Genomic DNA, 25572 nt, shown 5'->3' with positions numbered 1-25572 from the left:
TATTGGCATCCCTATTGTTCGATTTGGTAAATATTCATTGTTAAGAACATCAAAGGGAATGGCGCCCAAAATGCCAGGAAAATACAGGAGGAAAATAAAATGAAGAAGATTGGTTTTATTGGAGTAGGAATTATGGGAAAATCCATGGTACGTAATTTAATGAAAGCTGGGTTTGAACTGCACATATATGCCAGGAATAAAGAGAAAGTAGAAGATGTGATTTCTGAAGGGGCTATATTCTACGAGAGTATTCAGATGTGTGTGGCAGACTGTGAGGCAGTCATTACAATAGTCGGGTTTCCCCAGGATGTGGAGGAGGTATATTTTGATGAGGGAGGGATCCTTGACAGCGCCGCTTCCGGGACATATCTTATAGACATGACCACAACAAGTCCCCAGCTTGCTAAGAAGATTGCTTCTGAAGGCACAGAAAAGGGATTTCATGTATTGGATGCGCCTGTCACTGGCGGGGATACAGGAGCCAAAGCAGGCACCTTGTCCATACTGGCCGGAGGAGAGGAAAAGGATTACCAGGCGTGTCTGCCCCTTTTTGAAGCCATGGGGACGAATATCAATTACCAGGGTAAGGCAGGCAGCGGCCAACATGCGAAGCTGGCAAACCAGATTATGATTGCGGGTACTCTGACAGGCGTATGCGAGGCCCTTTCCTACGCGAAAGCCAAGGGACTACATCTGCCCACACTCCTGAAATCTGTTTCTACAGGGGCGGCAGGGAGCAAGCAGCTTGATATCTTTGGGCCCAAAATCTTGGATGGGGACTTTGAACCAGGATTCTTTATGAAGCACTTTACCAAAGATATGAAACTGGCCCTGATTGAAGCAAATATGAGCGGATTAAGCCTGGAAATGCTGAGCCTTGTGCTTTCCAATTATGAGCAGTTGGAGGCCCAGGGGTATGGAGACATGGGAACCCAGGCACTGATAAAATATTACCAGGAATAATATAAAGCATATAGAGAGGTTTCTCTAAGGCGGGCGGCAGAGGACAGGGAATTTTTATATTGCCTTGTCCTCTGTAAAATTTTTTACAAATTGTTTAATATATTTTTCTTTCACATTTTTGTGATAGGCAATCCCGTATTCTATAGACGCCTGCTTGTCCGTGAAGGGCAGGGCGGTTATACCTTGGGTGTTAGCGGGGATGTAGATTTCAGGCAGAATGGCTACCCCATAGCCGCACTTTGCCAGCAGGACTGCGGACTGGTCATGCTCGCAGAGGGTGTGGAAATGCTTTTGGCCGTGTAATATAATCAGTTCCTGCAGCTTATTCCCATGCTGAAAGGGAATAAGGCGGGGATGGAGAGTGATCAACGGCACATCATACAACTCTTTAAAGCTGAGTTCTTCTTTCAGTGCAAAAGGAGAATTTTGTGATACCACAGCATAGTTGATTATATTTTTTATTTTCTTAAAAATATAATCATGGGTATCTTCCAGCATCTCCTTCGTGGCAACCACAATATCCACCTGTCTGTTATCAAACAGTGATTTTAAAAGAAAGTAATCCTGGATAATCATCTGAGGGCAAACTTCTGGAAATTCTTCTTTAAGCTTCATCAGGCTGTTTTCCATTGTATGTAACTCTGTCTGGCTTGAACAGCCGATCCGCAGGACAGCAAGCTTTTGGCTTGCTAATTTTTTGACTTTTTTTTCGGCAACTATCATTTTATCAAGTATATCTTTTGCCTCACTATAAAACAAGGCTCCTGTTTCCGTCAGCTTTACCATCCTGGAAGTTCTGATAAACAATGTTGTATTCAATTCTGCCTCCAGATTTTTTATTTGGTGTGTGACGGCCGGAGCAGAGATGTATAACTCCTCTGCAGCTTTGGTGAAGTTTAATTTTTCGGCAACAAGGACAAAACATTTTAACTGCTGCGTATTCATAAATATTCCTTTCTATAATGGAGAAGGTTCTGTTATATGTATGCATTGTACTAGTATATAGTATCTATAATTTTTCTTCAACATTAACTTATATTTAATGATGTTAATTTATATTGAATTCTCATTTCCGTGTTTTGGCGTTAAAATTAGTATAGAATAAAATTTTGCGGATAGAAAGGAACATGGAAAATGATAAGAAAGTTAGCCCGTTCTATACGGGAATATAAAAAAGTATCTATTTTAACCCCTGTTTTTGTCGTATTTGAAGTACTGTTTGAAATACTGATCCCTATGATAATGGCTGTCATGATTGACAGGGGGATTACCCAGGGGGATTCTGAATTTTTAGGGAAGTGGGGTATTGTTTTACTACTGTGCGTAGTTTTAGGAATGATATTTGGAGTATTATCTGGAAGTTTTTGTGCCACTGCGTCGGCCGGGTTTGCACAAAATTTAAGGCAGGATATGTACTACAAGATCCAGGGATACTCGTTTGCAAATATTGATAAATTTTCTGCTTCTAGTATTGTCACCCGTCTGACAACAGACGTCACGAATGTACAAAATGCCTATATGATGATTATCCGTGTAGCCGTTCGTGCCCCTGTCATGCTTATATTCTCACTGGCAGCGTCTTTTATGGTCAGCATGAAGCTGTCTCTTATTTTCTTGGTGGCAATTCCTGTCCTGGGTATTGGACTCTATTTTATCGTCAGCCGTTCCCATCCCTATTTTGAAAAAGTATTCCATATATACGATGAGCTAAACGGCGTGGTGCAGGAGGATTTGTCGGGAATACGGGTGGTAAAGTCATTTGTCCGGGAAAATTATGAAATTAGGAAATTTGGGCAGGTATCCAAACGGATTTATGATGCTTTCACAACGGCGGAAGGAATTGTTGCATATAACATGCCGTTAATGCAATTTGCCGTCTATGGCTGTTTGTTGTTTCTCTGCTGGTTTGGAGCAAGGATTATTGTGATAAGCCATGCCGTGACAATGACTACGGGGGAGTTGTCCAGTCTGATAGCATACGCCATGAATATTTTGAATTGCCTGATGATGCTGTCCCAGGTACTTGTCATGATCAATATGGCCAGAGCCTCAGCAGAACGTATTATTGAAATTTTAGACGAAGAAAGTTCATTGAAGAATGGAGACGCCCCTGTCTATGAGATGAAAGATGGGGAGATTATATTTGACAAGGTGGGATTCAGTTATTGGGAGGATGGACAAAAAGAATGTTTATCTGATATTTCCCTTTCTATTCCCTCTGGTTCTACACTGGGCATTATCGGAGGGACAGGAAGCGGCAAGAGCTCACTTGTGCAGTTAATCCCCCGTTTATATGATGTAACCCGGGGGAGTATTACAGTGGGAGGACATGACGTAAAAGAGTATGATTTATTTACCCTCAGAAATAATGTGGCAATGGTCTTGCAGAAAAATGAATTGTTTTCCGGGACAATAAAAGAAAATCTCCGCTGGGGAGATAAACGGGCATCAGATAAAGAAATAGCCCATGCCTGTAAGTTAGCACAGGCAGATTCCTTTATTGAAACCTTCCCCGATAAATACGATACTTATATCGAACAAGGAGGCACAAACGTGTCGGGAGGGCAGAAACAGCGTCTCTGCATTGCCAGGGCGTTGCTGAAGAAGCCTAAAATTTTGATTCTGGATGACTCCACGAGCGCCGTTGATACAAGGACAGATGCAATGATACGTAAGGCATTCAGGGAAGAAATCCCGGATACCACAAAAATTATAATTGCCCAGCGTATTTCATCTGTACAGGACGCTGACCAGATCCTTGTTATGGATCAAGGGAAAATACATGGATATGGGACGCATGAGGAATTACTGAATAGCGATACAATTTATAAAGAAATCTACGAATCACAGACGAAGGGGGATGAAAAATAATGGAGAAAAAGAAAACAAATATAGGGAAAGTAGGCGGGCGCCTGTTATCCTATATTATTTTAAAACATAAATTAATTTTTGGCATTGTCACTATTTGCATCCTCATTAGTTCCTGCACAGTAGTTGCCAGCTCTCTTTTCCTGGAAATATTGATTGATGATTATATCACGCCTCTTCTATTGGAGAATCACCCGGCCTTTACAGGACTGCTTCACACGATTCTTTTTATGGCGGCCATTTATATTGTAGGTGTAATATCTACCTTTGCCTACAACAGGCTGATGGTCAAAATATCGCAGGGCACACTAAAACAAATCCGAGATGAAATGTTTTCCCATATGCAGAAACTTCCGATCCAATATTTTGACACCCATACCCATGGGGATATTATGAGCCACTATACAAACGACACGGACACATTAAGGCAATTTATTTCCCAGGCCCTCCCTCAGTTTATTTCCGCGGCTGTAACAGTGGCAGCCATATTGATTTCTATGCTGGCCAGCAACATACCGCTTACGATATTGGTGGTGGCAGTCACCCTGCTTATGATATTGGCCACGGAAAAGATTGGAGGCTTAAGTGCAAAATATTTTATACGGCAGCAGGACACACTTGGAGGCGTCACGGGGTACATTGAAGAGATGATAAACGGACAGAAAGTCATTAAAGTTTTCTGCCATGAGGAGGCGGCCAAACAGGACTTTGATATAAATAATAAGGAATTGTGTAAGGATTCAACCTTGGCAAATAAATATGGGAATATTTTAATGCCTGCAATTATGCAGTTGGGAAACCTCCAATATGTGCTGATCATCATGATCGGCGGTTATATGGCCGTCAGTGGGTTTGGTTCTGTTACAGCAGGTATGATCGTTGCATTTTTGAATCTTTCAAAAACATTTTGTATGCCAGTCAGCCAGATTGCACAGCAAATCAGTATGATGGCCATGGCATTTGCTGGTGCGGAGCGTATATTTGCTCTGATAGATGAAAAACCAGAAGAGGATCATGGGTATGTCACTCTGGTACGCGCCGAATATCAGAATGGAGAATGGACAGAGACAACCGGCAAGACAGGTACCTGGGCATGGAAGCACCCTCATCATGACGGAACCATTACCTATACTCCATTAAAAGGAGAGATAGAATTCTGTGATGTGGATTTTGGATACACAAAAAAGAAACTTGTTTTACACCATATTGAGCTTCATGCGGCGTCAGGGCAGAAAATTGCTTTTGTAGGAGCTACTGGGGCGGGAAAGACGACTATCACTAACCTGATTAACCGCTTCTATGATCTGGCGGACGGGAAAGTCCGGTACGATGGCATTAATATTAATAAAATTAAAAAGCCTGATCTCAGGCGTTCCCTTGGAGTTGTACTGCAGGACGTGAATCTTTTTACGGGAACTATCATGGAGAACATTCGTTATGGGAATTTGGAAGCAACGGACGAAGAATGTATAGAGGCATCAAAATTATCCAATGCAGATGAATTTATCCGCCATTTACCCCATGGCTACCAGACTATGCTTACACAGAACGGTGCAAGTTTGTCCCAGGGGCAAAGACAGTTGATTTCCATTGCGCGTGCGGCTGTGGCAGACCCGCCCGTTATGATTTTAGATGAAGCTACTTCATCTATAGACACTAGGACAGAAGCACTTGTCCAGCAGGGGATGGATAACCTGATGAAGGGAAGGACTGTATTTGTAATTGCGCACAGATTATCAACAGTCAGAAATTCGGATGCAATTATGGTGCTGGATATGGGGCGTGTGATTGAACGGGGAACCCATGACGAGTTAATCAGTAAGCAAGGCGTATACTACAGACTCTACACAGGAGCCTTTGAACTAGAATGATATCTATAGAACCAAATATATAAAGAAAGGGGAACACGCAAATCTTGTGTGATTCCCCTGTTTTTTTAGACTCATAACCAGACCCACTCTCATCCAAAAACCTGCCCACATTATGTGCAAAAAAACTGCCATGTTATGTTTCATTTCTGAAATGGTACTTTCTAATTCTCCCATATAGCCTTCCAGTTTAGAACCGGTAAAATGGATGTTTAAATGATCCCTGGCGGTCACATAAGCAGCTGCCAGTGAACGGAGGTTTTCTTCCAGGTCATCTCCATACTCATTAAAATCAATGGCAAACTGGAACCTGAATATATCCCAGCACTTTACGTCCTCCTGGTTTATTTGGTCAATAAAATTCTCTGATATTTGGGATGCATCAGTAATGGGGGCATATTGCTGGTATGTATCAAAAATGGAAACTGGATTCTCCTGGCGGTATTTATATAAAAGTGCATCTTCTTTTGGGATTTCCTTATTGCCGCCATAGATAGAATCAATAATAACAGAATCTGTGCTTGAAGGAGTAAAACCAGCAGCCGAGGGATCTGGAGAATCATTTTTGACCACCAGAATGCTGTTTTTATATTCAATATTGTTTCCTATTTTAACCAGGTAAAAATCTTCTTTTTATAATATGACTATTAATTATTTTAGATGATTGAATATAATATGGCTTTAAAATGACTAAAAGTCAATATATGAAAAAGAAATATTGACTTCCGGTCACTATAAAACTATAATCAAAGAAAAGTACACATGGCAGATAAGAGGGGGCACGGCTTACGGACAGATTGAAATGCCATTTATGCGGGCAGATGTTATCCTCTGGGAGGGCGGATAAGGTGGCTGGCCTTTGGCTGCCGGAAGTAGGAAAGAGTGAAACAGACATGGGAAAAGTCGATGAAAATAAACAGCAGAAATTAGAAGCGATGTATAAAAGCGCATATAATTTGTTTCTTGCCCAGGGAATTGCAGGGACATCTATTGACGATATTGTACAAACAGCAGGAGTTGCAAAAGGGACATTTTATCTTTACTTTAAAGATAAATATGAAATCAGAGACAGGCTTATAGCCAGAACTGCGGGGGATTTATTTATGAGGGCATACGATGAGCTGGAAAAAGCAAATATCCTTCCCTTTGAAGATAAAATTATTTTTATCGTAGATTACGTTCTGGATGAGATGGCCAGAAATAAAGCCGTACTTAGATTTATATCTAAGAACCTAAGCTGGGGGATATTCAGAAAAGCCCTCAAGAAAAATGAAAATGACACAGACGTTGTGGCAATCTTCCAGGAATTAGGAGAGGCCAATCCCTCCGTAAAACTAAAGGCCCCAGAAACCATGCTTTTTATGATCATAGAACTGGCAAGTTCCACATCTTATAGCACAATACTGGAGAACGACCCTATTAGCTATGAAGAACTAAAACCGTACTTAAATAGAAGTATCCGGGCCATTATACGTAATCATATAGAAAGTTAGGTACAGGTCTGAAGTGAATTTAGGACGTAGCCTTTTTAAAAAGGCTACGTCCTAAATATTTAACTGACAGTTCCAGAAAGCTGTGATATGATTATAAAATATAGATTTTGTGTTTGTGGAGGGTATTATATGACAAAAGAGAAGCTGGCTTTGGAGATTATCGAGCGTCTGAAAGGGGAGTACCCGGATGCGGGCTGTACTCTGGATTATGACCAGGCGTGGAAACTGCTGGTGGGCGTCCGCCTGGCTGCCCAGTGTACGGATGCCAGGGTGAATGTGGTAGTGGAGGATTTGTATGCAGAATATCCCGATGTGGATGCCCTGGCAGAGGCGGACGTGGAGGATATTGAGCGGATTGTAAGGCCTTGTGGGTTGGGGAAGAGCAAGGCACGGGATATCAGCGCCTGTATGAAAATATTGCGGGATGAATATAATGGGAAGATACCAAAAGACTTTGATTCACTTTTAAAGCTTCCGGGAGTGGGGCGTAAAAGTGCCAATCTGATCATGGGTGATGTTTTCGGGGAACCGGCCATTGTGACAGACACACATTGTATCCGGCTGGTGAACCGGATGGGGTTAGTAGATGGAGTGAAGGATCCCAAAAAGGTGGAAATGGCCCTGTGGAAAATTATCCCCCCAAAGGAAGGCAGTGATTTCTGCCACCGTTTAGTATATCATGGGAGGGATGTGTGTACGGCCCGGACAAAACCATTTTGTGATAAATGCTGCGTTGCCGATATCTGTGGCAAGAATGGGGTGGAATAGGATGGGCGCCAAAACTGTACTGCCTTCCTGCGGCGTGACAGAAAGAGCAGTGCCGGATTTCAGTCTTGCTCAGATATGTGATTCGGGCCAGTGCTTTCGGATGGCACAGAAGGACAGCAGTACATATACGGTGACAGCAGGGGACAGATACCTGGAAATCACACAGGAAGGCGTAAAGTGTACTTTTCATTGCCCGGAAGATGAATTTGACTGTTTCTGGAAGCACTATTTTGATTTGGACAGGGATTATAAGGAATATAAAGAAAGAATCAGTTCCCGGGATACATATCTGAGCCAGGCGGCGCAATTTGGAGAAGGGATACGTATTTTAAATCAGGACTTATGGGAAATGACGGTGTCCTTCTTGATATCACAGCAGAATCATATTGCCAGGATCCGCAGATGCATACAGAATATCAGTGAAAAATATGGAGAGGAGAAGCAGGCGCCTGACGGAACTGTGTATTATGCATTCCCCAGTGCGGAGGTGCTGGCAGGCCTCTCCGAGGATGGGTTAAAGGATTGTAATTTAGGTTATCGGAGTAAATATGTTGTGAGGACTGCCCGAAGTGTTGCAAACGGAGATGTCCTCCTAGGAGACATACAGAAAATGCCTTACAGGGAAGCTAGGGAAGAATTGTTAAAGCTGTTTGGCGTAGGGGAAAAAGTGGCGGATTGTATCTGCCTGTTCGCCCTGCACCATCTGGAAGCCTTTCCTGTAGATACACATATCAGCCAGGCGCTGAAGGCCCATTATCCCAAAGGGTTTCCCTCCAGGCGGTATAAAGGGATGCAAGGCGTGATGCAGCAGTATATTTTTTATTATGAACTGAAAGGGAAAAAAGAGGTGCAGATACCCCAGGGCTAATATAATGCGGCAGTCCTGCTAAAAGAGATTACAGCCAGGACTGCCGTATAAAAGGGAGCTCCTTTAAAAGGGAACTACAGAATTTTGAAGAAAGGGACCAGTCTGCATATATTAGATTCCCTCATCGAACAAGAGGGCGCCGTCTGTGGCGATGACTTTCTGATACCAGTAGAAACTATCCTTTTTATAGCGGTTGAGGGTGCCTCCCTCCTCCTCTTCCCGGTCTACATACACAAAACCATATCGTTTCTGATATCCGTTCAGCCAGCTCAAAAGATCTGTAAAAGACCATGTACAGTAAGCCAACACATCACAGCCTTCTTCGATTGCTTTTCCAAGCTCTTTTAAATGTTTTTCCAAATATGAGATACGGTAGCTGTCATGGATGGAATTGTCCTCCTCCTTATGGTCAAAGGCCCCCAGCCCATTTTCTGATATAATGACTGGCAATCCATAACGGCTTGTGATTTCACGGCAGCAATAGCGCAGGCCTGTGGGATCGATGCTCCAGTCCCAGTCAGTGGTAAGCAGATAGGGATTTGCAGGATTTTTATAAATACCCGGGATGCCCAGTTCCTCTGCGGATCCCTTGACTCCTGTAGTGTTCATCGTCCCATAGGGAGTTGCCCCATCCATAGTATTATATTCACATACACAGCTCTGGTAATAGTTTACACCCATAAAGGTGACTTGCTGTGCAGCTTGCCTGAGGACTGTTTCGTCTTCTGGCTGGAGCTGGGGGGCCCATCCTTTCTTTTTCAGGTATGCCATGGCGGCCCTGGGGTATCTGCCATAGGCATATACGTCCATCCACCAGAAATTCTTAAGGTCATCGTAATCACACTTGGACATTGCGTTCTCAGGACGGCAGTCCAGGGAATAGGAAGGCACATAGGCAAAGCTGGCTCCGATTTCCCCGGTTCCGCCCATCTGGCGGTAGGCGAGGACTGCCTTTGCGTGGGCCATAAATGCATGGTGGTTTACCTGGTAAAATGTCTTTTGGTCATCAAATTTGCCTGGGGGATGCTGGGCCGTGAGCCATCCCAGAGAGGTGAAAATATTCTGTTCATTTAACGTAATCCAATATTTTACCTTGTCTTTGAATTCTGCAAAAAGTGTCTTAGCATAAGTCACATAATCTTCAATGATTTCTGGACTTTCCCATCCCCCATATGTGTCTGCCAGGGCCTGGGGGAGATCCCAGTGGAAGATTGTAACCATGGGTTCAATATTGTATTTCAGGCATTCGTCAATAATATTATGATAGAAGGAGAGTCCAGCTTTGTTCACCTCACCGCGCCCGCTGGGGTAGATACGGGCCCAGGAGACAGAAAAACGGTAAGTTTTAAGTCCCATTTCTGCCATCAGGGCGATATCTTCCTTGTATCTATGGTAATGGTCTACTGCCACGTCTCCTGTAGTGGCCTTGTAGGTTTTTCCCGGGATCCTTACAAAATTGTCCCAATTGGTAATACCTTTTCCATCTTCTCTCCAACCTCCTTCAATTTGATAGGCGGCAGAGGCGCTACCCCAGAGAAAATTTTTTGGAAATCCTGTTACGTTCATTTCTTCCATAAGAAAATACTCCTTTACTTTACTTGTTTTTTATTCCAGCCGGCAGCGGGCCGAAGGACATGCTTACACGTCCACTTGGCGGCTGCCCTGGAGGGCCAATACCCCGATGCCTGCATCGCTGCTGGTTTGGCGCTCCGTATGTCTGCATGGGGTATTGGACTTGCCATAGGGTGAGTTTGTCTTATACCAGGCCGGACTTGCCAGGCAGGGTATTTTTTGCTTTGCAGGCTGTTTCTTCAGTTACCGGATGCGCAGAAGCGTGTCGCCCATCTTTACGGAATCTGATTCAATAGCGCGTACATCAGCATATTTATCGGAATTTGATACAATGACAGGTGTGGTAATGTCATAACCAGCTTTTTGTATTTCCGGGGCATCGAATTCCAGGATGATTTCCCCTTTTTTGACCTTGTCTCCGGTGGCTTTCCTGGGAGTAAAATATTTTCCTTCCAGATTTACTGTGTCCATGCCCACATGTATCAGCAGCTCAACGCCAGACTCGCTGGTCAGCCCCACTGCGTGGCCCGTTTCAAACATGACATCGACAGTGCCGTCAAAGGGGGATTGGATGATACCCTTTGAGGGGATAACGGCGGCTCCCTTTCCCAGAATACCCTGGGCAAAAGTAGCATCCTTTACATGGGAGAGTGGGATGCATTTTCCCTCCGCCGGACTGGAGACTATGATTTCTTCATCTTTTGGGAGGGGGGCAGGAGATGCTGTATTCACAGAGGAGGGCAGGCTGGTATCGCCTTCGTCCTCTTCTTCATCCTTAATATCCTCGAATCCTATGATGAGTGTGGCGGCAAATGTAACGACAACAGTGAGCAGGATGGTCAGGGCGGCTATCAGCAGGCTGGAGGGACGCCCTTCTTCTACATATTGTACAATTGTGACAATGGCAGGAGTTGCGATACCAAAACATTTCATTTGGAAGAATCCTCCAAAAAGGCCTCCGGCAGCAGCTCCGATGCAGGCTCCCAGCATAGGGCGTTTCAGCCGCAGGGTAACGCCGTAAAGGGCTGGCTCTGTGATGCCCGCGAAAAGGGCGGAAAATGCTGAGGAGCCGGCAATCTGCTTAAAGTCTTTATTTTTACTTCTTATAGAAACGGCAAGTGATGCAGCTCCCTGGGCCATATTGGAGCAGAGTTCTCCGATACATATAAAATTTTCGTACCCAGTAGTGGCGATCATCCCAAGTTTAATTGGAGTGAAGGCATGGTGCATTCCTGCCATGACAACGAAAGGATATACTCCTGCCACAATGCCGATGGCAATAAAACCCAGTTTGTCATGGATGGCATATACCACATCAGACAGGACATTTCCGCAGATAGCGCCCAGGGGACCTAGGACAATCAGCGCAATCGGTGCTTCGATCAATACAACGACCATAGGTTTGAGGAAGTTTTTCGTCACGACTGGGGTGATGCGGTCTGCCAGTTTCTCCACATAGCGCAGTGACCATACTGCCAGTATAATCGGGATTACTGAATATGAATAGGAGGCATATGATACAGGGATGATCCCTAAGAATTTCACAGTTTCCCCCGCTTCGTGTGCTGTATCCATTAAGCTGATAAAATTAGGGTGGAGCATGATCAGCGCAATACTTGCAGCATAATAGGTATTTGTGCCAAATTTTTTCGATGCTGAGATAGCGATTAGGACAGGCATAAAGAAAAATGCGCCGTCACCCATGACGCTGAGCAGGTTATAGGTATTTCCTTCTGAACTCAGGATACCGATCATAGGGAGTAGTGTGAGCAGGACTTTAATCATGGCTGCGCCGATTATTGCCGGAATTACAGGCGCCATGATACCAGAAATTGTGTCCATCAGCATGGAAAATGGGTTTTGCTTTTCCTTCGGCTTTGCCGCCTTGGCCGGTGTTTCACTGGAAAAATTACCGAGTTTGTTGAGCTCCGCAAAGACCATGCCCACATCGTTTCCAATGATTATCTGGTACTGGCCAGCCTTTTTCATGATGCCCATGACACCTTTTGTCTTTTTTACAGCCTCATCGTCAGCGAGGGATTCATCCTTTAGTGTAAACCTCAGCCTTGTCATACAATGGACAAGACTGATTACATTGTCCCTGCCGCCAATGCGCTGCAGGATTTTTTTTGCTGTGCTTTCGTAATCCATTCCTTTTACCTCTCATTAAATAATATTGATGATGTCAGGGCCAAAAGGTCTTTTGCCCCCAGTATCATATTGATATAAAGAAGACCTGGCTGTACAGGCATACGATTCCCGGGATCGATGCCGTATCAGCCAGGTCTTGCTTAACTAAATAATAACAAACCTGTGAACAATAGTTATTGTTCATCCAGTATTCTTTTTACGTGAATCAGAAGATAAAGTTCTTCATCTATGGTCAGTCTGTATCCGTATTGTTTTTCAATAAAATCCGCTGTTTTTTTAACGCCGCTGTATGCAAAGTTATTTTGTGATACTAGCAGGTGGTAGATTTCCGCCATACTGTCCCCGTAAGCGGTATTGCTAAAAACTCTGGAGGCAAAAAACTTCAGGTGGGTCAGAAATCTTTCGTAAGAGAGAGAACCTTCATCGAAATCAATTTTAAAATGCATCCTCATAATCTGCAGGATGGCAGTAATTAACTCGGTTATTTTTTCAATATCTGCATCTTCACCAGACTCCAGCTCCGAAGAAACAATGTGCATAGCGATAAAGGCTGCTTCATCATCCCCCAGGCTGATACCTGTCTGTCCATGGATCCACTGGATTGCCTGAAGGCCGGCGGCATATTCCATGGGATAGAACTTGCGTATTTCGAGCTTCATCATATTCTTAAGGCTGACGCCTGCCTTGGAGCGCTCTACGGCAGAATTAATATGGTCCGTGAGGGTGACATACAGGGTATCGCGGATCTGCAGATTATATTTTGACCTTGCTGTCTCTATAGTCCGGGCCGCTATGTCTAAGAATTCTTCCGAAATTTCACGGACAACGGCCTGCAGCCTCCGGCTGTCCTCTGGATTTTCCAGATAGTAAGTTTTATCCACCAAAGAGGGATCCAGATGTTCCCCTTTCTTTTTCTTAAAGCCTATTCCCGCTCCGGTGATGATAAGCTCTCTGCCAAGGTCATCTGCAGATACTACCGCATTTGTATTTAGAACTCTTACAATTTTCAATTTACCGCCTCCCCCGCTGCAGTCTGCCAGAGCTTTTATCCTGACGGGATACTGTGAAACCCCGTTAGATAAAAAAACTGCCCATAATACAAACCAAATGTATTATGAACAGTCTTGCTTACCCCAACGTAATAACAAACTTCTTATGAAATTTATATTATCAGCATTATGCCTGTTTGTCTAGAGTAAAGATGGATTTCGGCGATTGGGATAATTTATAAAAGGTGTTTTTGTGCAATATGTATAAGAATGAGAATGAGGGCAGAGACTTTCCGGCTGCAGGATGCATCGGAAAGATGAGAATATTAGAACCGTCAGAACCATCTATAAGCTGAAAATACTTGACTTTCCCCCTTTTCCTATGGTACAATGCCTTAGCGAATGGAAGTAGGTCTTTTTTTTATGCCTAAAATTAGATGGCTTCGCAACCATCATGTAACACGTAGTGAATAAGGAAAAAGCGAGGTGGAAGTTGTGCGCACAAGAATCACATTGGAATGTACAGAATGCAAGCATCGTAATTACAACATGACCAAGGATAAGAAAGCTCATCCTGACCGCATGGAGACTAAGAAGTATTGTAAGTTCTGTAAATCACACACACTGCACAAGGAAACGAAATAGTCGTTTGGAAGGAAGTGGATGTTATGAGTGAGAATACAGCTAAAACTCAGAAGAAGAGCTGGCTTAAGGGACTTCAGGCAGAGTTTAAGAAGATCTCATGGGCAGACAGGAAAACACTTGTAAAACAGACAACGGCAGTTGTGACAGTATCTATACTTCTGGGGGCACTGATTTCGGTGATTGACGCGCTTCTGAAGTATGGAATTGACCTGTTGGTGAAGTAATCAGCCGCAGCAGAAAGGTGATTTTATGTCAGAGGCAAAATGGTATGTAGTTCATACCTATTCCGGGTATGAAAATAAAGTAAAAGCTAATATTGATAAGACAATTGAGAATCGTCATTTGGAGGATCAGATTCTGGAAGTCAGGGTTCCTATGCAGGAAGTGGTTGAGCTAAAGAATGGCGTCCAGAAAGCGAGCCAGAAAAAGATGTTCCCGGGATATGTCATGATCCATATGCTTATGAATGATGACACATGGTATGTAGTCAGAAACACCAGAGGAGTGACAGGATTTGTAGGCCCCGGATCTAAACCGGTCCCACTTGAGGAAGACGAGATGAATGCACTTGGAATTAAGCAGGAGAATATGATAGTCGACTTTAAAGTGGGCGATGTCGTGACCGTGCTAAGCGGAGCATGGGAGGGGACTGTGGGAGCTATTCAGTCAATGAACGAGCAGAAACAGAGCCTGTCTATTAATGTAGAGCTGTTTGGCCGCGAGACACCGGTTGAACTTGGTTTCTCAGAAGTAAAAAAGATGGATTAAAAACAGTGGGAGGGATTTTCTGTCCCGCCAATACCACAAGGAGGTAATTAAAAATGGCAAAAAAAGTAGAAGGTTACATTAAATTACAGATTCCAGCTGGCAAAGCGACTCCGGCACCACCGGTAGGCCCTGCACTTGGACAGCACGGCGTGAATATCGTTGAATTCACAAAGCAGTTTAATGCAAGGACAGCTGACCAGGGAGATCTGATTATTCCTGTTGTTATTACCGTTTATAATGACAGAAGCTTCAGTTTCGTGACAAAGACACCGCCGGCAGCAGTTTTGATTAAGAAAGCATGTAACATCAAATCAGGCTCAGGTGTGCCTAATAAGAATAAAGTGGCTACAATTACAAAGGCTCAGTTAGAAGAAATTGCTAAAACAAAAATGCCTGACTTAAATGCTGCAACAGTAGAAGCAGCTGTCAGCATGATTGCGGGCACATGCCGTTCCATGGGCGTATCTATAGAAGAGTAGCAGATATTTGACGAAATTGAAAACAGTGGGAGGGGCAGAATCCCGCCAATACCACAAGGAGGTTATTTAAAATGAAACGAGGAAAAAAATATATTGAAGCTGCAAAACTTATCGATAGAAGTAATCTGTACGAAAAGGCAGAAGCAGTTGCATTAGTAAAGAAATCAGCAGTAGCAAAGTTTGACGAGACGATTGAAGCTCATATCAGAACAGGCTGTGACGGACGTCACGCTGACCAGCAGATCCGCGGCGCAGTAGTTTTGCCCCACGGAACAGGCAAAAAGGTTCGTATCCTTGTATTTGCTAAGGACGCCAAGGCAGAAGAAGCCAAGGCAGCAGGCGCAGATTATGTAGGAGGGGACGAACTGATTCCCAAGATTCAAAATGAAGGATGGCTTGAATTTGATGTTGTTGTTGCCACACCGGACATGATGGGCGTTGTGGGACGGCTTGGCCGCGTGCTCGGGCCAAAAGGCCTGATGCCCAACCCGAAAGCTGGGACAGTTACAATGGATGTGACAAAAGCTGTCAATGACATTAAGGCTGGTAAGATTGAGTATAGATTGGATAAGACAAACATCATCCATGTGCCGATTGGTAAAGCTTCCTTTACCGAAGAACAGTTAGCGGACAACTTCCAGACGCTTATCGATGCAATCATCAAGGCGAGGCCGGCGGCTGTAAAAGGTCAGTATCTCAGAAGTGTTGCACTGACATCTACAATGGGGCCCAGCGTGAAAATCAATCCATTGAAGCTTGTTTAGGAAAAATTTGATGATAGGTATAAGATAAATAAAGAGATCCCTGCCAGACCTTATAGAGGTGCGGCAGGGATTTCATGTATCAACTGAGGTCTGCTTTGAGCACAGTCCCCGAAGGTTTCAGTAAAGTGATTTCCTAAAACAGATACTGTATAGTGAATAATGCCCAAAGGCTGTTATCCGGTTCAGGCGTTTAAAGACGGGAGGATTCCTTTCGGCAAAGGGTAAAATTTTGATTGACAAATCAATATAAACGTGATAACCTATTATAGCAATTGACTGCCGAAGACAGCAGGTGCCGAGAGGCATAAGTTGGTAACGCCTGCCGAGGAAGATTTCAGTTCATTATATGAACCGTAACCTCTGTGTCTTTGGATACAGAGGTTTTTATATTGGATTTTGGCAGTACACGCACAAATAAAATAAGGAGGTGTACCAGAACGTGGCAAAAGTTGAATTAAAACAACCAATCGTACAGGCAATCTCAGAAGAGATCAAAGATGCCCAGTCAGTAGTTCTTGTTGATTACCGCGGCTTAACGGTAGCGCAGGATACAGAGCTCCGTAAGCAGCTCAGAGAAGCAGGGATCGTTTATAAAGTTTACAAGAACACAATGATGAAGAGAGCCTTTGAGGGAACTGAATTTGAAGGACTTCAGGAATGCCTGGAAGGGCCAAGCGCCATTGCGATTTCAAAGGATGATGCAACAGCTCCGGCCAGGATTATCTGTAAGTTTGCAAAGACTGCAGACAAGCTTGAATTAAAAGGCGGTGTAGTTGAAGGCACTGTATATGATGTTGCAGGCTTGACAGAACTCTCCAAGATTCCTTCAAGGGAAGAGCTTCTCTCCAAATTGCTTGGAAGTATACAGTCACCAATTACCAACCTTGCACGTGTCCTTAACCAGATTGCAGAGCAGGGCGGCCCGTCAGCTTCTGAGGAGGTTTCAGCAGAGGCAGGCGCAGGAGAGGCTGCTGCTGAGGCGGCAGAGACATCCGCTGAATAGGGTTTGGCAGAAGGATTTAGGTAAGATTCCACAGTGGAACTAAACAAAAGGATATAAGATCCTGAAAATAATTAAAATGGAGGATATAAAAATGGCTAAATTGACAACAGCTGAAATGATTGAAGCAATCAAAGAATTATCAGTATTAGAATTAAATGAGTTAGTAAAAGCTTGTGAAGAAGAATTTGGTGTGTCTGCAGCAGCAGGCGTTGTAGTTGCAGCAGCAGCCGGAGACGGAGCAGGCGCAGCAGAAGAGAAGGATGAGTTTGACGTAGAATTAGTTGCAGCAGGCGCTTCTAAGGTTAAGGTAATTAAAGCTGTACGCGAGATCACAGGACTTGGCTTAAAGGAAGCTAAGGAGTTAGTTGACGGGGCTCCAAAGGTAGTTAAGGAAGCTGTTTCTAAGGCAGAGGCTGAGGAGATCAAGGCTAAACTGGAAGGCGAAGGGGCAGAAGTAAACCTGAAATAATTCTGGTATATTTAGAATACTAGCTTTGTGTGAACTGCTTATATAGAATTATATGCTGTCCGGCAGATAAAGAGATATCTGCCGGACAGCATTTTTGTTTTGGCGTTCCTGCAGTTTTCTGCCCTCATACAGGTTCCTGCCGGCAGGGGCCTTTTTGCAGGATAAGGCTGAAGTTGAGACTGCTATAAAAATATAGAGGTTCTATCTGGATAAGATGTATGATACAACTTTAGGGAGAGAAAACACAAATTACAAAAAATAAGGCTTAAGTTGTATGAACATTTGTTAAACACTCCATCTTGTATTCAGGTGAGATGTATTGTACAGTAGAGGGGAAAAGAGGCGGAGGCAATACACGGAGGAGGCTTCCATGACGGAGGAGCGGGTAAAATATAAAGAAATAGCAGAATGGATTATGGAAGAAGTGAATCAGGGGCATATCCGTACAGGGGAAAGAATTTATTCTGAAAATGAGCTGGTATCCATGTTCCGTGTCAGCAGGCAGACAGCACGTCATGCGGTGTCAGTTCTGGAGCGGCGGGGGATTGTGAAAAGGAGGCGCGGAAGCGGCACTTATGTGAGAGGGATTGAAAGACTGGGTGCGCCTTCCGGGGTTAGGACCATGCGCATTGCCGTTATGACAACTTATATAGATGAGTATATTTTTCCAAGTATGATCAAGGAAATAGAAAAGTGCCTGTCGGGTAAAGGGTATGCACTGCAGATTGCTTTTACTAATAATACAGTAGAAAAGGAACGTATGATTCTTAAAGGGTTTTTGAAAGGCGGCGAAGTGGACGGTATTATTGCGGAACCAACAAAGAGCGGCCTGCCTACGCCCAACTTGAATATTTACAGAGAATTGGCCAGTCAAGGAATTCCTGTGTTATTTATAAACAGCTATTATTCTGGGATTCAAGCAGTGCATGTGGGCATGGATGATTTTATGGCAGGGCGAATCGTCACAGAGCACCTGATCCAGTGCGGGCATAAAAAGATTGCAGGGATATTTAAAGGGGATGACGGCCAGGGACATAGAAGATATGCGGGATATGCAGATGCTCTGATGGCCAGGGACATCAAGGTGATAGGGGAGCGGATTGCCTGGGTTGATACCTGCCAGGTGAGAGAGATGGGGGAAGACGCCCCCCGTTATCTCAGGCGTATATTGGGATGTACGGCCTGTGTGTGTTATAATGACGAGGTGGCAAACAAGCTGGTTGGAATCTGCAAAGAAGGGGGAATCCGTATTCCAGAGGATTTGTCTATCGTTGGGATTGATAATTCTGATCTGGCCGGACGGTGTGAGATTCCCCTCACATCTGCACAGAATCCAGTTAAAGAGCTGGCATCGGCTGCCGCTTTTAAGATTCTGGAGATGCTGGAAAAAGGCGGGGATGTGGAGAGCGTTGAACTCCAGCCTAAATTGATTATCAGGAAATCGGTCAGATTGCTGGATGAATTAGAAGAGCTTGGAAGCAGGCTGTAATATTTTAGGCCATCAGGTACCCTAAAATAAAAATTTTAATAAAGGAGGAGCACAAATGTTAGAACAATTGAAGCGGGAGGTATACGAAGCAAACATGCTGCTTCCCAAATACGGACTGGTTACATTTACATGGGGGAATGTCAGTGGACTGGATAAGGAGTCGAATCTGTTTGTAATTAAACCCAGCGGCGTAGATTATGAGGCGCTTACCCCAGATGACATGGTAGTTGTGGATCTGGAGGGCAAGAAGGTGGAGGGGAAATATAACCCATCCTCCGACACAGCCACACATGTTGAATTATACAAAGCGTTTCCTGATATTGGAGGGATTGTACATACACATTCTTCCTGGGCCACCAGCTGGGCGCAGGCAGGGCGGGGGATCCCCTGCTACGGCACTACCCATGCAGACTACATGTATGGTGAAATACCATGCGTGAGAAATCTGACAAAGGCCGAGATTGATGAGGGATATGAGAAAAATACTGGTGTGCTTATAGTAGAACACTTTAAAAACCAGGACTATATTTCCATGCCTGCTGTTTTATGCAAAAACCATGGGCCTTTTACCTGGGGGAAGGATGCGGCCCAGGCCGTGCATAATGCGGTAGTTTTGGAGGAAGTGGCCAAAATGGCCTCCCGCTGTGAGATGATTCATCCGCATGTGCAGCCTGCGCCCCAGGAGCTGCAGGATAAGCACTATTATAGAAAACACGGGGCCAATGCCTATTATGGACAATAAAAGTCAGAATATTCTGAAAATGGAAGTCAAAGGGGACAGTCCCTTTTGCAAAAGGGACTGTCCCCTTTGACCCTATTACCAACAAGGAGGTACAAGCATGAAAAGGAAGCAGTATAAATTCTGGTTTTGTACAGGTTCACAGGACTTATACGGGGATGAGTGCCTTGCCCATGTCGCCGAGCATTCTAAGCGGATTGTGGAGGCGCTGAATGGGTCTGATTCTATTCCCTATGAGGTGGTGTGGAAGCCTACATTAATTACCAACGAGCTGATCAGAAAGACGTTTAATGAAGCGAACATGGATGAGGATTGTGCAGGCGTCATAACATGGATGCACACTTTTTCACCTGCAAAGTCATGGATTCTGGGACTTCAGGAATACCGCAAGCCGCTGCTCCATCTGCACACACAGTTTAACCAGGAGATTCCCTACGATACTATTGACATGGATTTCATGAATGAGAATCAGTCTGCCCATGGTGACAGGGAGTATGGCCATATCTTCAGCCGCCTGGGAATGGAGCGGAAGGTCGTTGTGGGGTTCTGGGGCGACAAATCGGTGCAGGGCAAAATTGGATCTTGGATGCGCACTGGCGTGGGGGTTATTGAGAGCAGCCATGTACGTGTGATGCGTATAGCAGATAATATGAGAAATGTAGCCGTGACAGAGGGTGATAAAGTAGAGGCCCAGATTAAATTTGGATGGGAGATAGACGCCTACCCGGTAAATGAGATTGCAGAGGCCGTGGCAGGAGTCTCTCAGGGGGACATCAATACCCTTGTGGAAGAGTACTACGATAAATATGAGATCATAACCGAGGGGAGAGACGAGAAAGAGTTCAGGGAGCATGTGGCAGTACAGGCGGGGATCGAGCTTGGGTTTGAGAAATTCCTTACTGAAAAAAACTACCAGGCAATTGTGACCCATTTCGGGGACTTGGGAAGCCTGAAACAGCTTCCGGGACTGGCAATCCAACGGTTGATGGAAAAAGGATATGGCTTTGGCGGTGAGGGGGACTGGAAAACTGCCGCTATGGTACGTATAATGAAGATTATGACCGAGGGTATGAAGGATGCCAAAGGGACTTCTTTCATGGAGGATTATACTTATAACCTGATACCGGGGAAAGAAGGGATTCTTCAGGCCCATATGCTGGAAGTATGCCCCACAATAGCAGACGGGCCTATCAGCATCAAAGAGCAGCCTTTGAGTATGGGCGACAGAGAGGATCCCGCACGTTTAGTGTTTACAGCAAAAGAAGGGCCGGCAGTGGCCACATCACTGATAGACTTAGGAGATAGATTCCGCCTGATTATAAATGATGTAAATTGTAAGAAAACAGAGAAGCCTATGCCTAAGCTGCCAGTGGCAACAGCATTCTGGACGCCGGAGCCTGATTTGGCCACAGGGGCCGAGGCATGGATCCTGGCAGGAGGCGCCCACCATACCGCGTTCTCCTATGACCTGACCTCTGAACAGATGGGAGACTGGGCGGCGGCCATGGGAATTGAGGCGGTATATATCGATAAGGACACGAAAATCCGCCAATTTAAAAATGAACTTTTATGGAATGAGGCGGTATTCAGAAAATAAAAGGTTAATATCACAAAAATCGACATATGTCAAGAGTTTTTTTAAAACATTCACAGGAAATATGTTGACAGAAAAAAGAGTTATGTGATATAGTAAAAAATGCGCTATTATGGAAAGGTATGCCATTATTTACTATCACATGGCTCTTTTCCAATTTACAGGAACTGATTGAAGGGCATCTCGCAGCCCGCCAAAAAATATATGAGGAGTGAAACGTCAATGGAGAAAAACAGAATTCGTCCCATCACAAACGGAAAAAGTTCACGCATGAGCTATTCCAGGCAAAAAGAAGTATTAGAGATGCCGAATCTTATTGAAGTCCAGAAAGACTCATACCAGTGGTTTCTGGATGAAGGACTGAAAGAGGTATTTGACGATATTTCCCCAATCTCTGATTTCAGCGGCCATCTGAGCCTGGAATTTGTTGATTTTACGCTTTGCGAGGATGACGTAAAGTACACAATTGAAGAGTGTAAAGAGCGTGATGCAACATACGCTGCACCTTTGAAGGTAAGGGTAAGGCTTTACAATAAGGACAACGATGAGATTAACGAGCATGAGATTTTCATGGGAGACCTTCCGCTTATGACGAAGACTGGTACCTTTGTAATCAATGGTGCTGAACGTGTTATCGTAAGCCAGCTGGTACGTTCACCTGGTATTTATTATGGAATTGCCCATGACAAGCTCGGAAAAGAACTTTATTCATCCACAGTCATTCCTAACCGGGGGGCATGGCTAGAATACGAAACAGACTCCAATGACGTTTTTTATGTACGTGTAGACAGAACAAGAAAAGTACCGATTACCGTTTTAATCCGTGCCCTTGGCATTGGGACAAATGCAGAAATCCTCGACCTGTTTGGGGAGGAGCCTAAAATCCTTGCAAGCTTCGGCAAAGACGTGGCCGAAAATTATCAGGAAGGTTTATTAGAGCTGTATAAAAAGATAAGGCCAGGGGAACCGCTCGCTGTAGACAGTGCGGAGAGCCTGATTACAAGTATGTTTTTTGACTCCAGACGTTATGACCTGGCGAAAGTTGGACGTTATAAGTTCAATAAGAAGTTAGCTTTAAAGAACCGTATTAAAGGCCAGAGAGTGGCAGAGGATGTGGTTAGCCCGCTGACTGGTGAGGTAGTAGCGGAAAAGGGGACAGTGGTTACAAGGGAATTGGCTGACAAAATTCAGAATGCAGCGGTGCCCTACCTGTGGGTAGAGGGGGAAGAAGATTCCCGCAATATCAAGATCCTGTCCAATATGATGGTAGATTTACAGGCTGTGGTTGATATAGACCCGAAAGAGGTAGGTGTCACAGAGCAGGTATATTATCCCGTTCTGGAGGGATTGTTAGAGGAGACTGGCGGTGATATTGAGGAACTCAAACATGCCATCAGAAGGGACATCCATGATCTGATACCAAAGCACATTACGAAGGAAGATATACTTGCTTCTATTAATTATAATATTCATCTGGAATACCGGATGGGCAATGACGATGACATTGACCATTTGGGGAACAGACGTATCCGGGCAGTGGGAGAACTCTTGCAGAACCAGTATAGAATCGGCTTATCCAGGCTGGAGAGAGTTGTCAGGGAGAGAATGACAACCCAGGATCAGGAGGGGATTTCTCCTCAGTCACTGATCAATATTAAACCTGTGACCGCCGCAGTTAAGGAATTCTTTGGATCTTCACAGCTGTCCCAGTTTATGGATCAGAATAACCCGCTTGGTGAGCTGACCCATAAAAGACGTCTGTCTGCCCTGGGGCCTGGAGGTCTTTCCAGGGACCGTGCAGGTTTTGAAGTCCGTGACGTCCACTATTCCCATTATGGAAGAATGTGCCCTATTGAGACGCCTGAAGGGCCTAACATCGGTTTGATCAACTCTCTTGCCACTTATGCAAGAATCAATGAGTACGGTTTTGTGGAAGCACCGTACCGGAAGATAGACAAAACCAATCCGGACAATCCGATTGTCACAGATGAAGTTGTGTATATGACCGCAGACGAAGAAGATAATTATCATGTTGCCCAGGCCAATGAACCTTTGGACGAGAACGGGCATTTCCTGCATAAGAATGTTTCAGGACGTTACCGGGAGGAAACTCAGGAATATGAGAGAAGCAAGTTTGACTATATGGATGTTTCTCCTAAGATGGTATTTTCCGTTGCCACAGCGCTGATCCCCTTCCTTGAGAATGACGACGCTAACCGTGCATTGATGGGATCTAACATGCAGCGTCAGGCAGTGCCCCTCCTCACAACGGAGGCCCCTGTAGTGGGCACCGGCATGGAGACAAAGGCGGCAGTTGACTCCGGGGTCTGCATGGTTGCCGACAGGGCAGGCGTGGTTGAGCGTTCCACATCCAAAGATATCACCATTAAGCATGAGGACGGGACAAGAAAGACTTATAAACTTACTAAGTTCTTAAGGAGTAACCAGAGCAACTGCTACAATCAGAGACCAATTGTAGATAAAGGCGAGAGGGTAGAGGAAGGACAAGTAATAGCTGACGGCCCCTCCACTTCAAGCGGGGAGATGGCTCTTGGCAAGAACCCTCTTATCGGTTTTATGACATGGGAAGGCTATAACTATGAGGATGCCGTTCTGCTCAGCGAGCGGCTGGTGCAGGACGATGTATATACGTCTGTGCATATCGAGGAATATGAGGCCGAAGCCAGAGATACTAAGTTAGGGCCTGAAGAAATCACAAGAGATATACCAGGCGTCGGAGATGATGCACTTAAAGATCTGGATGAAAGAGGGATCATCCGTATTGGAGCAGAGGTACGGGCAGGGGATATCCTAGTGGGCAAGGTGACGCCCAAAGGAGAGACAGAGCTAACTGCCGAGGAGCGGCTGCTGCGCGCCATTTTTGGCGAAAAGGCCCGTGAAGTAAGGGATACATCTCTGAAAGTCCCCCACGGTGAGTACGGTATTGTAGTGGATGCCAAAGTATTCACGAGGGAGAACGGGGATGAGCTGTCGCCAGGGGTGAATCAGGCGGTCCGTATTTATATTGCTCAAAAGAGAAAAATATCTGTTGGTGACAAGATGGCAGGGCGCCATGGCAACAAGGGTGTTGTTTCCCGTGTACTGCCTGTGGAAGATATGCCTTATCTGCCTAACGGGCGTCCTCTGGATATTGTCCTTAACCCTCTGGGAGTGCCTTCACGTATGAACATCGGACAGGTGTTGGAGATCCATTTAAGCCTGGCCGCAAAGGCGCTTGGGTTTAATATCTCCACGCCGGTATTTGACGGCGCCAATGAGATCGATATTATGGACACTCTTGACTTGGCTAATGATTATGTAAATATGGAATGGGAAGACTTTGTGAAGAAACATGGAGATTCTTTGCTTCCAGAGGTGCTTGACTATCTGTCAGAAAACAGGGAACACAGGGCGCTTTGGAAAGGCGTGCCTCTTTCCCGGGACGGTAAGGTGCGTCTGCGTGACGGCCGTACAGGAGAGTTCTTTGACAGTCCTGTAACGATCGGGCACATGCACTATCTGAAGCTCCACCATCTGGTAGATGATAAGATCCATGCACGTTCTACCGGCCCATACTCACTGGTAACACAGCAGCCCCTGGGCGGTAAGGCGCAGTTTGGCGGACAGCGTTTCGGAGAGATGGAGGTATGGGCCCTGGAGGCTTATGGGGCGTCTTACACTTTACAGGAAATCCTGACTGTGAAGTCAGACGATGTTGTAGGGCGTGTGAAGACCTATGAGGCAATCATCAAGGGAGAAAATATCCCGGAACCTGGTATCCCGGAATCTTTCAAGGTGCTCTTAAAAGAGCTGCAGTCCCTGGCTCTGGACGTACGTGTGCTGCGCGATGACAACACAGAGGTTGAGATTATGGAAACCGTCGATTACGGCGAGACAGACCTGCACTCTATTATTGAGGGCGACAGGAGATACCGCGATGAGAATGAGTCTTATGGGGATCATGGATTTACAGAGCAGGAATTCGTCGGGGAAGAATTGGAAAATGTGGAACCGGAGGAGGAAGATTTCGAGGAAGAGGGAATCGACTTTGAAGAATTTATGGATGACGAAGAATAGGAGGA

Annotated in this window: 22 protein-coding genes and 1 other annotated feature; of the genes, 17 read left to right on the top strand and 5 right to left on the bottom strand. The window is 44.9% G+C overall.

Going from position 1 to position 25572, the window contains the following annotated elements:
• Positions 1 to 81 precede the first annotated feature (81 nt).
• Positions 82 to 963 (top strand): NAD(P)-dependent oxidoreductase, encoded by an 882-nt coding sequence (locus EFA47_RS13815; protein ID WP_268888495.1) that lies wholly within the window; start codon positions 82 to 84, stop codon positions 961 to 963.
• A 54-nt stretch (positions 964 to 1017) separates the two neighbouring features.
• Here the strand turns inward: EFA47_RS13815 and EFA47_RS13810 are convergent, their stop codons facing one another.
• Entirely contained in the window at positions 1018 to 1908 is an 891-nt protein-coding gene (locus tag EFA47_RS13810; protein WP_122643805.1) for a LysR family transcriptional regulator, read from the bottom strand.
• A 189-nt stretch (positions 1909 to 2097) separates the two neighbouring features.
• Between EFA47_RS13810 and EFA47_RS13805 the strand changes: the two genes are divergently transcribed.
• Both EFA47_RS13805 and EFA47_RS13800 read left to right on the top strand, forming a co-directional pair.
• Positions 2098 to 3834 (top strand): ABC transporter ATP-binding protein, encoded by a 1737-nt coding sequence (locus tag EFA47_RS13805; RefSeq protein WP_122643804.1) that lies wholly within the window; start codon positions 2098 to 2100, stop codon positions 3832 to 3834.
• Positions 3834 to 5702 carry an ABC transporter ATP-binding protein gene (locus EFA47_RS13800; protein WP_122643803.1) on the top strand — a complete coding sequence of 623 codons (1869 nt, stop codon included), beginning with the start codon at positions 3834 to 3836 and terminating at the stop codon, positions 5700 to 5702. Before EFA47_RS13805 ends, EFA47_RS13800 begins: the two co-directional genes overlap by 1 nt.
• A gap of 3 nt (positions 5703 to 5705) precedes the next feature.
• Here EFA47_RS13800 and EFA47_RS13795 read toward each other — a convergent pair whose 3' ends face one another.
• Positions 5706 to 6272: a hypothetical protein gene (locus tag EFA47_RS13795; protein ID WP_122643802.1), complete on the bottom strand. Its 567-nt coding sequence runs from the start codon at positions 6270 to 6272 to the stop codon at positions 5706 to 5708.
• A 320-nt stretch (positions 6273 to 6592) separates the two neighbouring features.
• Between EFA47_RS13795 and EFA47_RS13790 the strand changes: the two genes are divergently transcribed.
• The 3 genes from EFA47_RS13790 (at position 6593) to EFA47_RS13780 (ending at position 8828) form a co-directional block, all read left to right on the top strand.
• A complete protein-coding gene (locus tag EFA47_RS13790) occupies positions 6593 to 7192 on the top strand; it encodes a TetR/AcrR family transcriptional regulator (RefSeq protein WP_122644555.1) in 600 nt (199 codons plus the stop codon).
• 129 nt (positions 7193 to 7321) lie between these two features.
• Positions 7322 to 7960 (top strand): endonuclease III domain-containing protein, encoded by a 639-nt coding sequence (locus EFA47_RS13785; protein ID WP_122643801.1) that lies wholly within the window; start codon positions 7322 to 7324, stop codon positions 7958 to 7960.
• Positions 7961 to 7994: 34 nt separating this feature from the next.
• Positions 7995 to 8828: a DNA-3-methyladenine glycosylase family protein gene (locus tag EFA47_RS13780; protein WP_408631207.1), complete on the top strand. Its 834-nt coding sequence runs from the start codon at positions 7995 to 7997 to the stop codon at positions 8826 to 8828.
• Between the two features lie 111 nt (positions 8829 to 8939).
• Here EFA47_RS13780 and EFA47_RS13775 read toward each other — a convergent pair whose 3' ends face one another.
• From EFA47_RS13775 to licT, 3 genes are all read right to left on the bottom strand, one after another.
• Positions 8940 to 10403 carry a glycoside hydrolase family 1 protein gene (locus tag EFA47_RS13775; RefSeq protein ID WP_122643799.1) on the bottom strand — a complete coding sequence of 488 codons (1464 nt, stop codon included), beginning with the start codon at positions 10401 to 10403 and terminating at the stop codon, positions 8940 to 8942.
• A 240-nt stretch (positions 10404 to 10643) separates the two neighbouring features.
• The gene (locus tag EFA47_RS13770; protein ID WP_122643798.1) at positions 10644 to 12551 is read right to left on the bottom strand and encodes a beta-glucoside-specific PTS transporter subunit IIABC; all 1908 of its coding nucleotides are present in this window, start codon (positions 12549 to 12551) and stop codon (positions 10644 to 10646) included.
• Positions 12552 to 12724: 173 nt separating this feature from the next.
• Positions 12725 to 13561 (bottom strand): BglG family transcription antiterminator LicT, encoded by an 837-nt coding sequence (gene licT / locus EFA47_RS13765; protein ID WP_122643797.1) that lies wholly within the window; start codon positions 13559 to 13561, stop codon positions 12725 to 12727.
• A gap of 474 nt (positions 13562 to 14035) precedes the next feature.
• Between licT and rpmG the strand changes: the two genes are divergently transcribed.
• The 11 genes from rpmG to rpoB all read left to right on the top strand — a co-directional run bounded on the left by rpmG (position 14036) and on the right by rpoB (position 25567).
• On the top strand, positions 14036 to 14185 hold the full coding sequence (rpmG, locus tag EFA47_RS13760; RefSeq protein ID WP_009001657.1) for a 50S ribosomal protein L33: 150 nt from the start codon (positions 14036 to 14038) through the stop codon (positions 14183 to 14185).
• Positions 14186 to 14208: 23 nt separating this feature from the next.
• Positions 14209 to 14409 (top strand): preprotein translocase subunit SecE, encoded by a 201-nt coding sequence (gene secE, locus EFA47_RS13755; protein WP_122643796.1) that lies wholly within the window; start codon positions 14209 to 14211, stop codon positions 14407 to 14409.
• 25 nt (positions 14410 to 14434) lie between these two features.
• On the top strand, positions 14435 to 14953 hold the full coding sequence (gene nusG, locus EFA47_RS13750; RefSeq protein WP_122643795.1) for a transcription termination/antitermination protein NusG: 519 nt from the start codon (positions 14435 to 14437) through the stop codon (positions 14951 to 14953).
• Between the two features lie 53 nt (positions 14954 to 15006).
• Positions 15007 to 15432 carry a 50S ribosomal protein L11 gene (rplK, locus tag EFA47_RS13745; RefSeq protein WP_122643794.1) on the top strand — a complete coding sequence of 142 codons (426 nt, stop codon included), beginning with the start codon at positions 15007 to 15009 and terminating at the stop codon, positions 15430 to 15432.
• 71 nt (positions 15433 to 15503) lie between these two features.
• Entirely contained in the window at positions 15504 to 16196 is a 693-nt protein-coding gene (rplA, locus tag EFA47_RS13740; RefSeq protein ID WP_122643793.1) for a 50S ribosomal protein L1, read from the top strand.
• A gap of 261 nt (positions 16197 to 16457) precedes the next feature.
• Positions 16458 to 16592, top strand: a sequence feature (ribosomal protein L10 leader region).
• A 43-nt stretch (positions 16593 to 16635) separates the two neighbouring features.
• The gene (rplJ, locus tag EFA47_RS13735; RefSeq protein WP_122643792.1) at positions 16636 to 17199 is read left to right on the top strand and encodes a 50S ribosomal protein L10; all 564 of its coding nucleotides are present in this window, start codon (positions 16636 to 16638) and stop codon (positions 17197 to 17199) included.
• Between the two features lie 91 nt (positions 17200 to 17290).
• A complete protein-coding gene (gene rplL, locus EFA47_RS13730) occupies positions 17291 to 17668 on the top strand; it encodes a 50S ribosomal protein L7/L12 (RefSeq protein WP_122643791.1) in 378 nt (125 codons plus the stop codon).
• Positions 17669 to 18038: 370 nt separating this feature from the next.
• Entirely contained in the window at positions 18039 to 19157 is a 1119-nt protein-coding gene (locus EFA47_RS13725; RefSeq protein WP_122643790.1) for a GntR family transcriptional regulator, read from the top strand.
• A gap of 55 nt (positions 19158 to 19212) precedes the next feature.
• Positions 19213 to 19899, top strand: coding sequence for an L-ribulose-5-phosphate 4-epimerase (locus EFA47_RS13720; protein ID WP_122643789.1), 687 nt, complete (start codon positions 19213 to 19215; stop codon positions 19897 to 19899).
• Between the two features lie 97 nt (positions 19900 to 19996).
• On the top strand, positions 19997 to 21493 hold the full coding sequence (gene araA, locus EFA47_RS13715; protein ID WP_122643788.1) for an L-arabinose isomerase: 1497 nt from the start codon (positions 19997 to 19999) through the stop codon (positions 21491 to 21493).
• A gap of 219 nt (positions 21494 to 21712) precedes the next feature.
• Positions 21713 to 25567 (top strand): DNA-directed RNA polymerase subunit beta, encoded by a 3855-nt coding sequence (gene rpoB / locus EFA47_RS13710; RefSeq protein ID WP_122643787.1) that lies wholly within the window; start codon positions 21713 to 21715, stop codon positions 25565 to 25567.
• Positions 25568 to 25572 lie beyond the last annotated feature (5 nt).

This window comes from Luxibacter massiliensis, assembly GCF_900604355.1.
Lineage (GTDB): Bacteria > Bacillota > Clostridia > Lachnospirales > Lachnospiraceae > Luxibacter > Luxibacter massiliensis.
The sequence above is the reverse complement of the archived record's forward strand: the minus strand, read 5'-3'. Positions and strand labels throughout refer to the sequence as shown.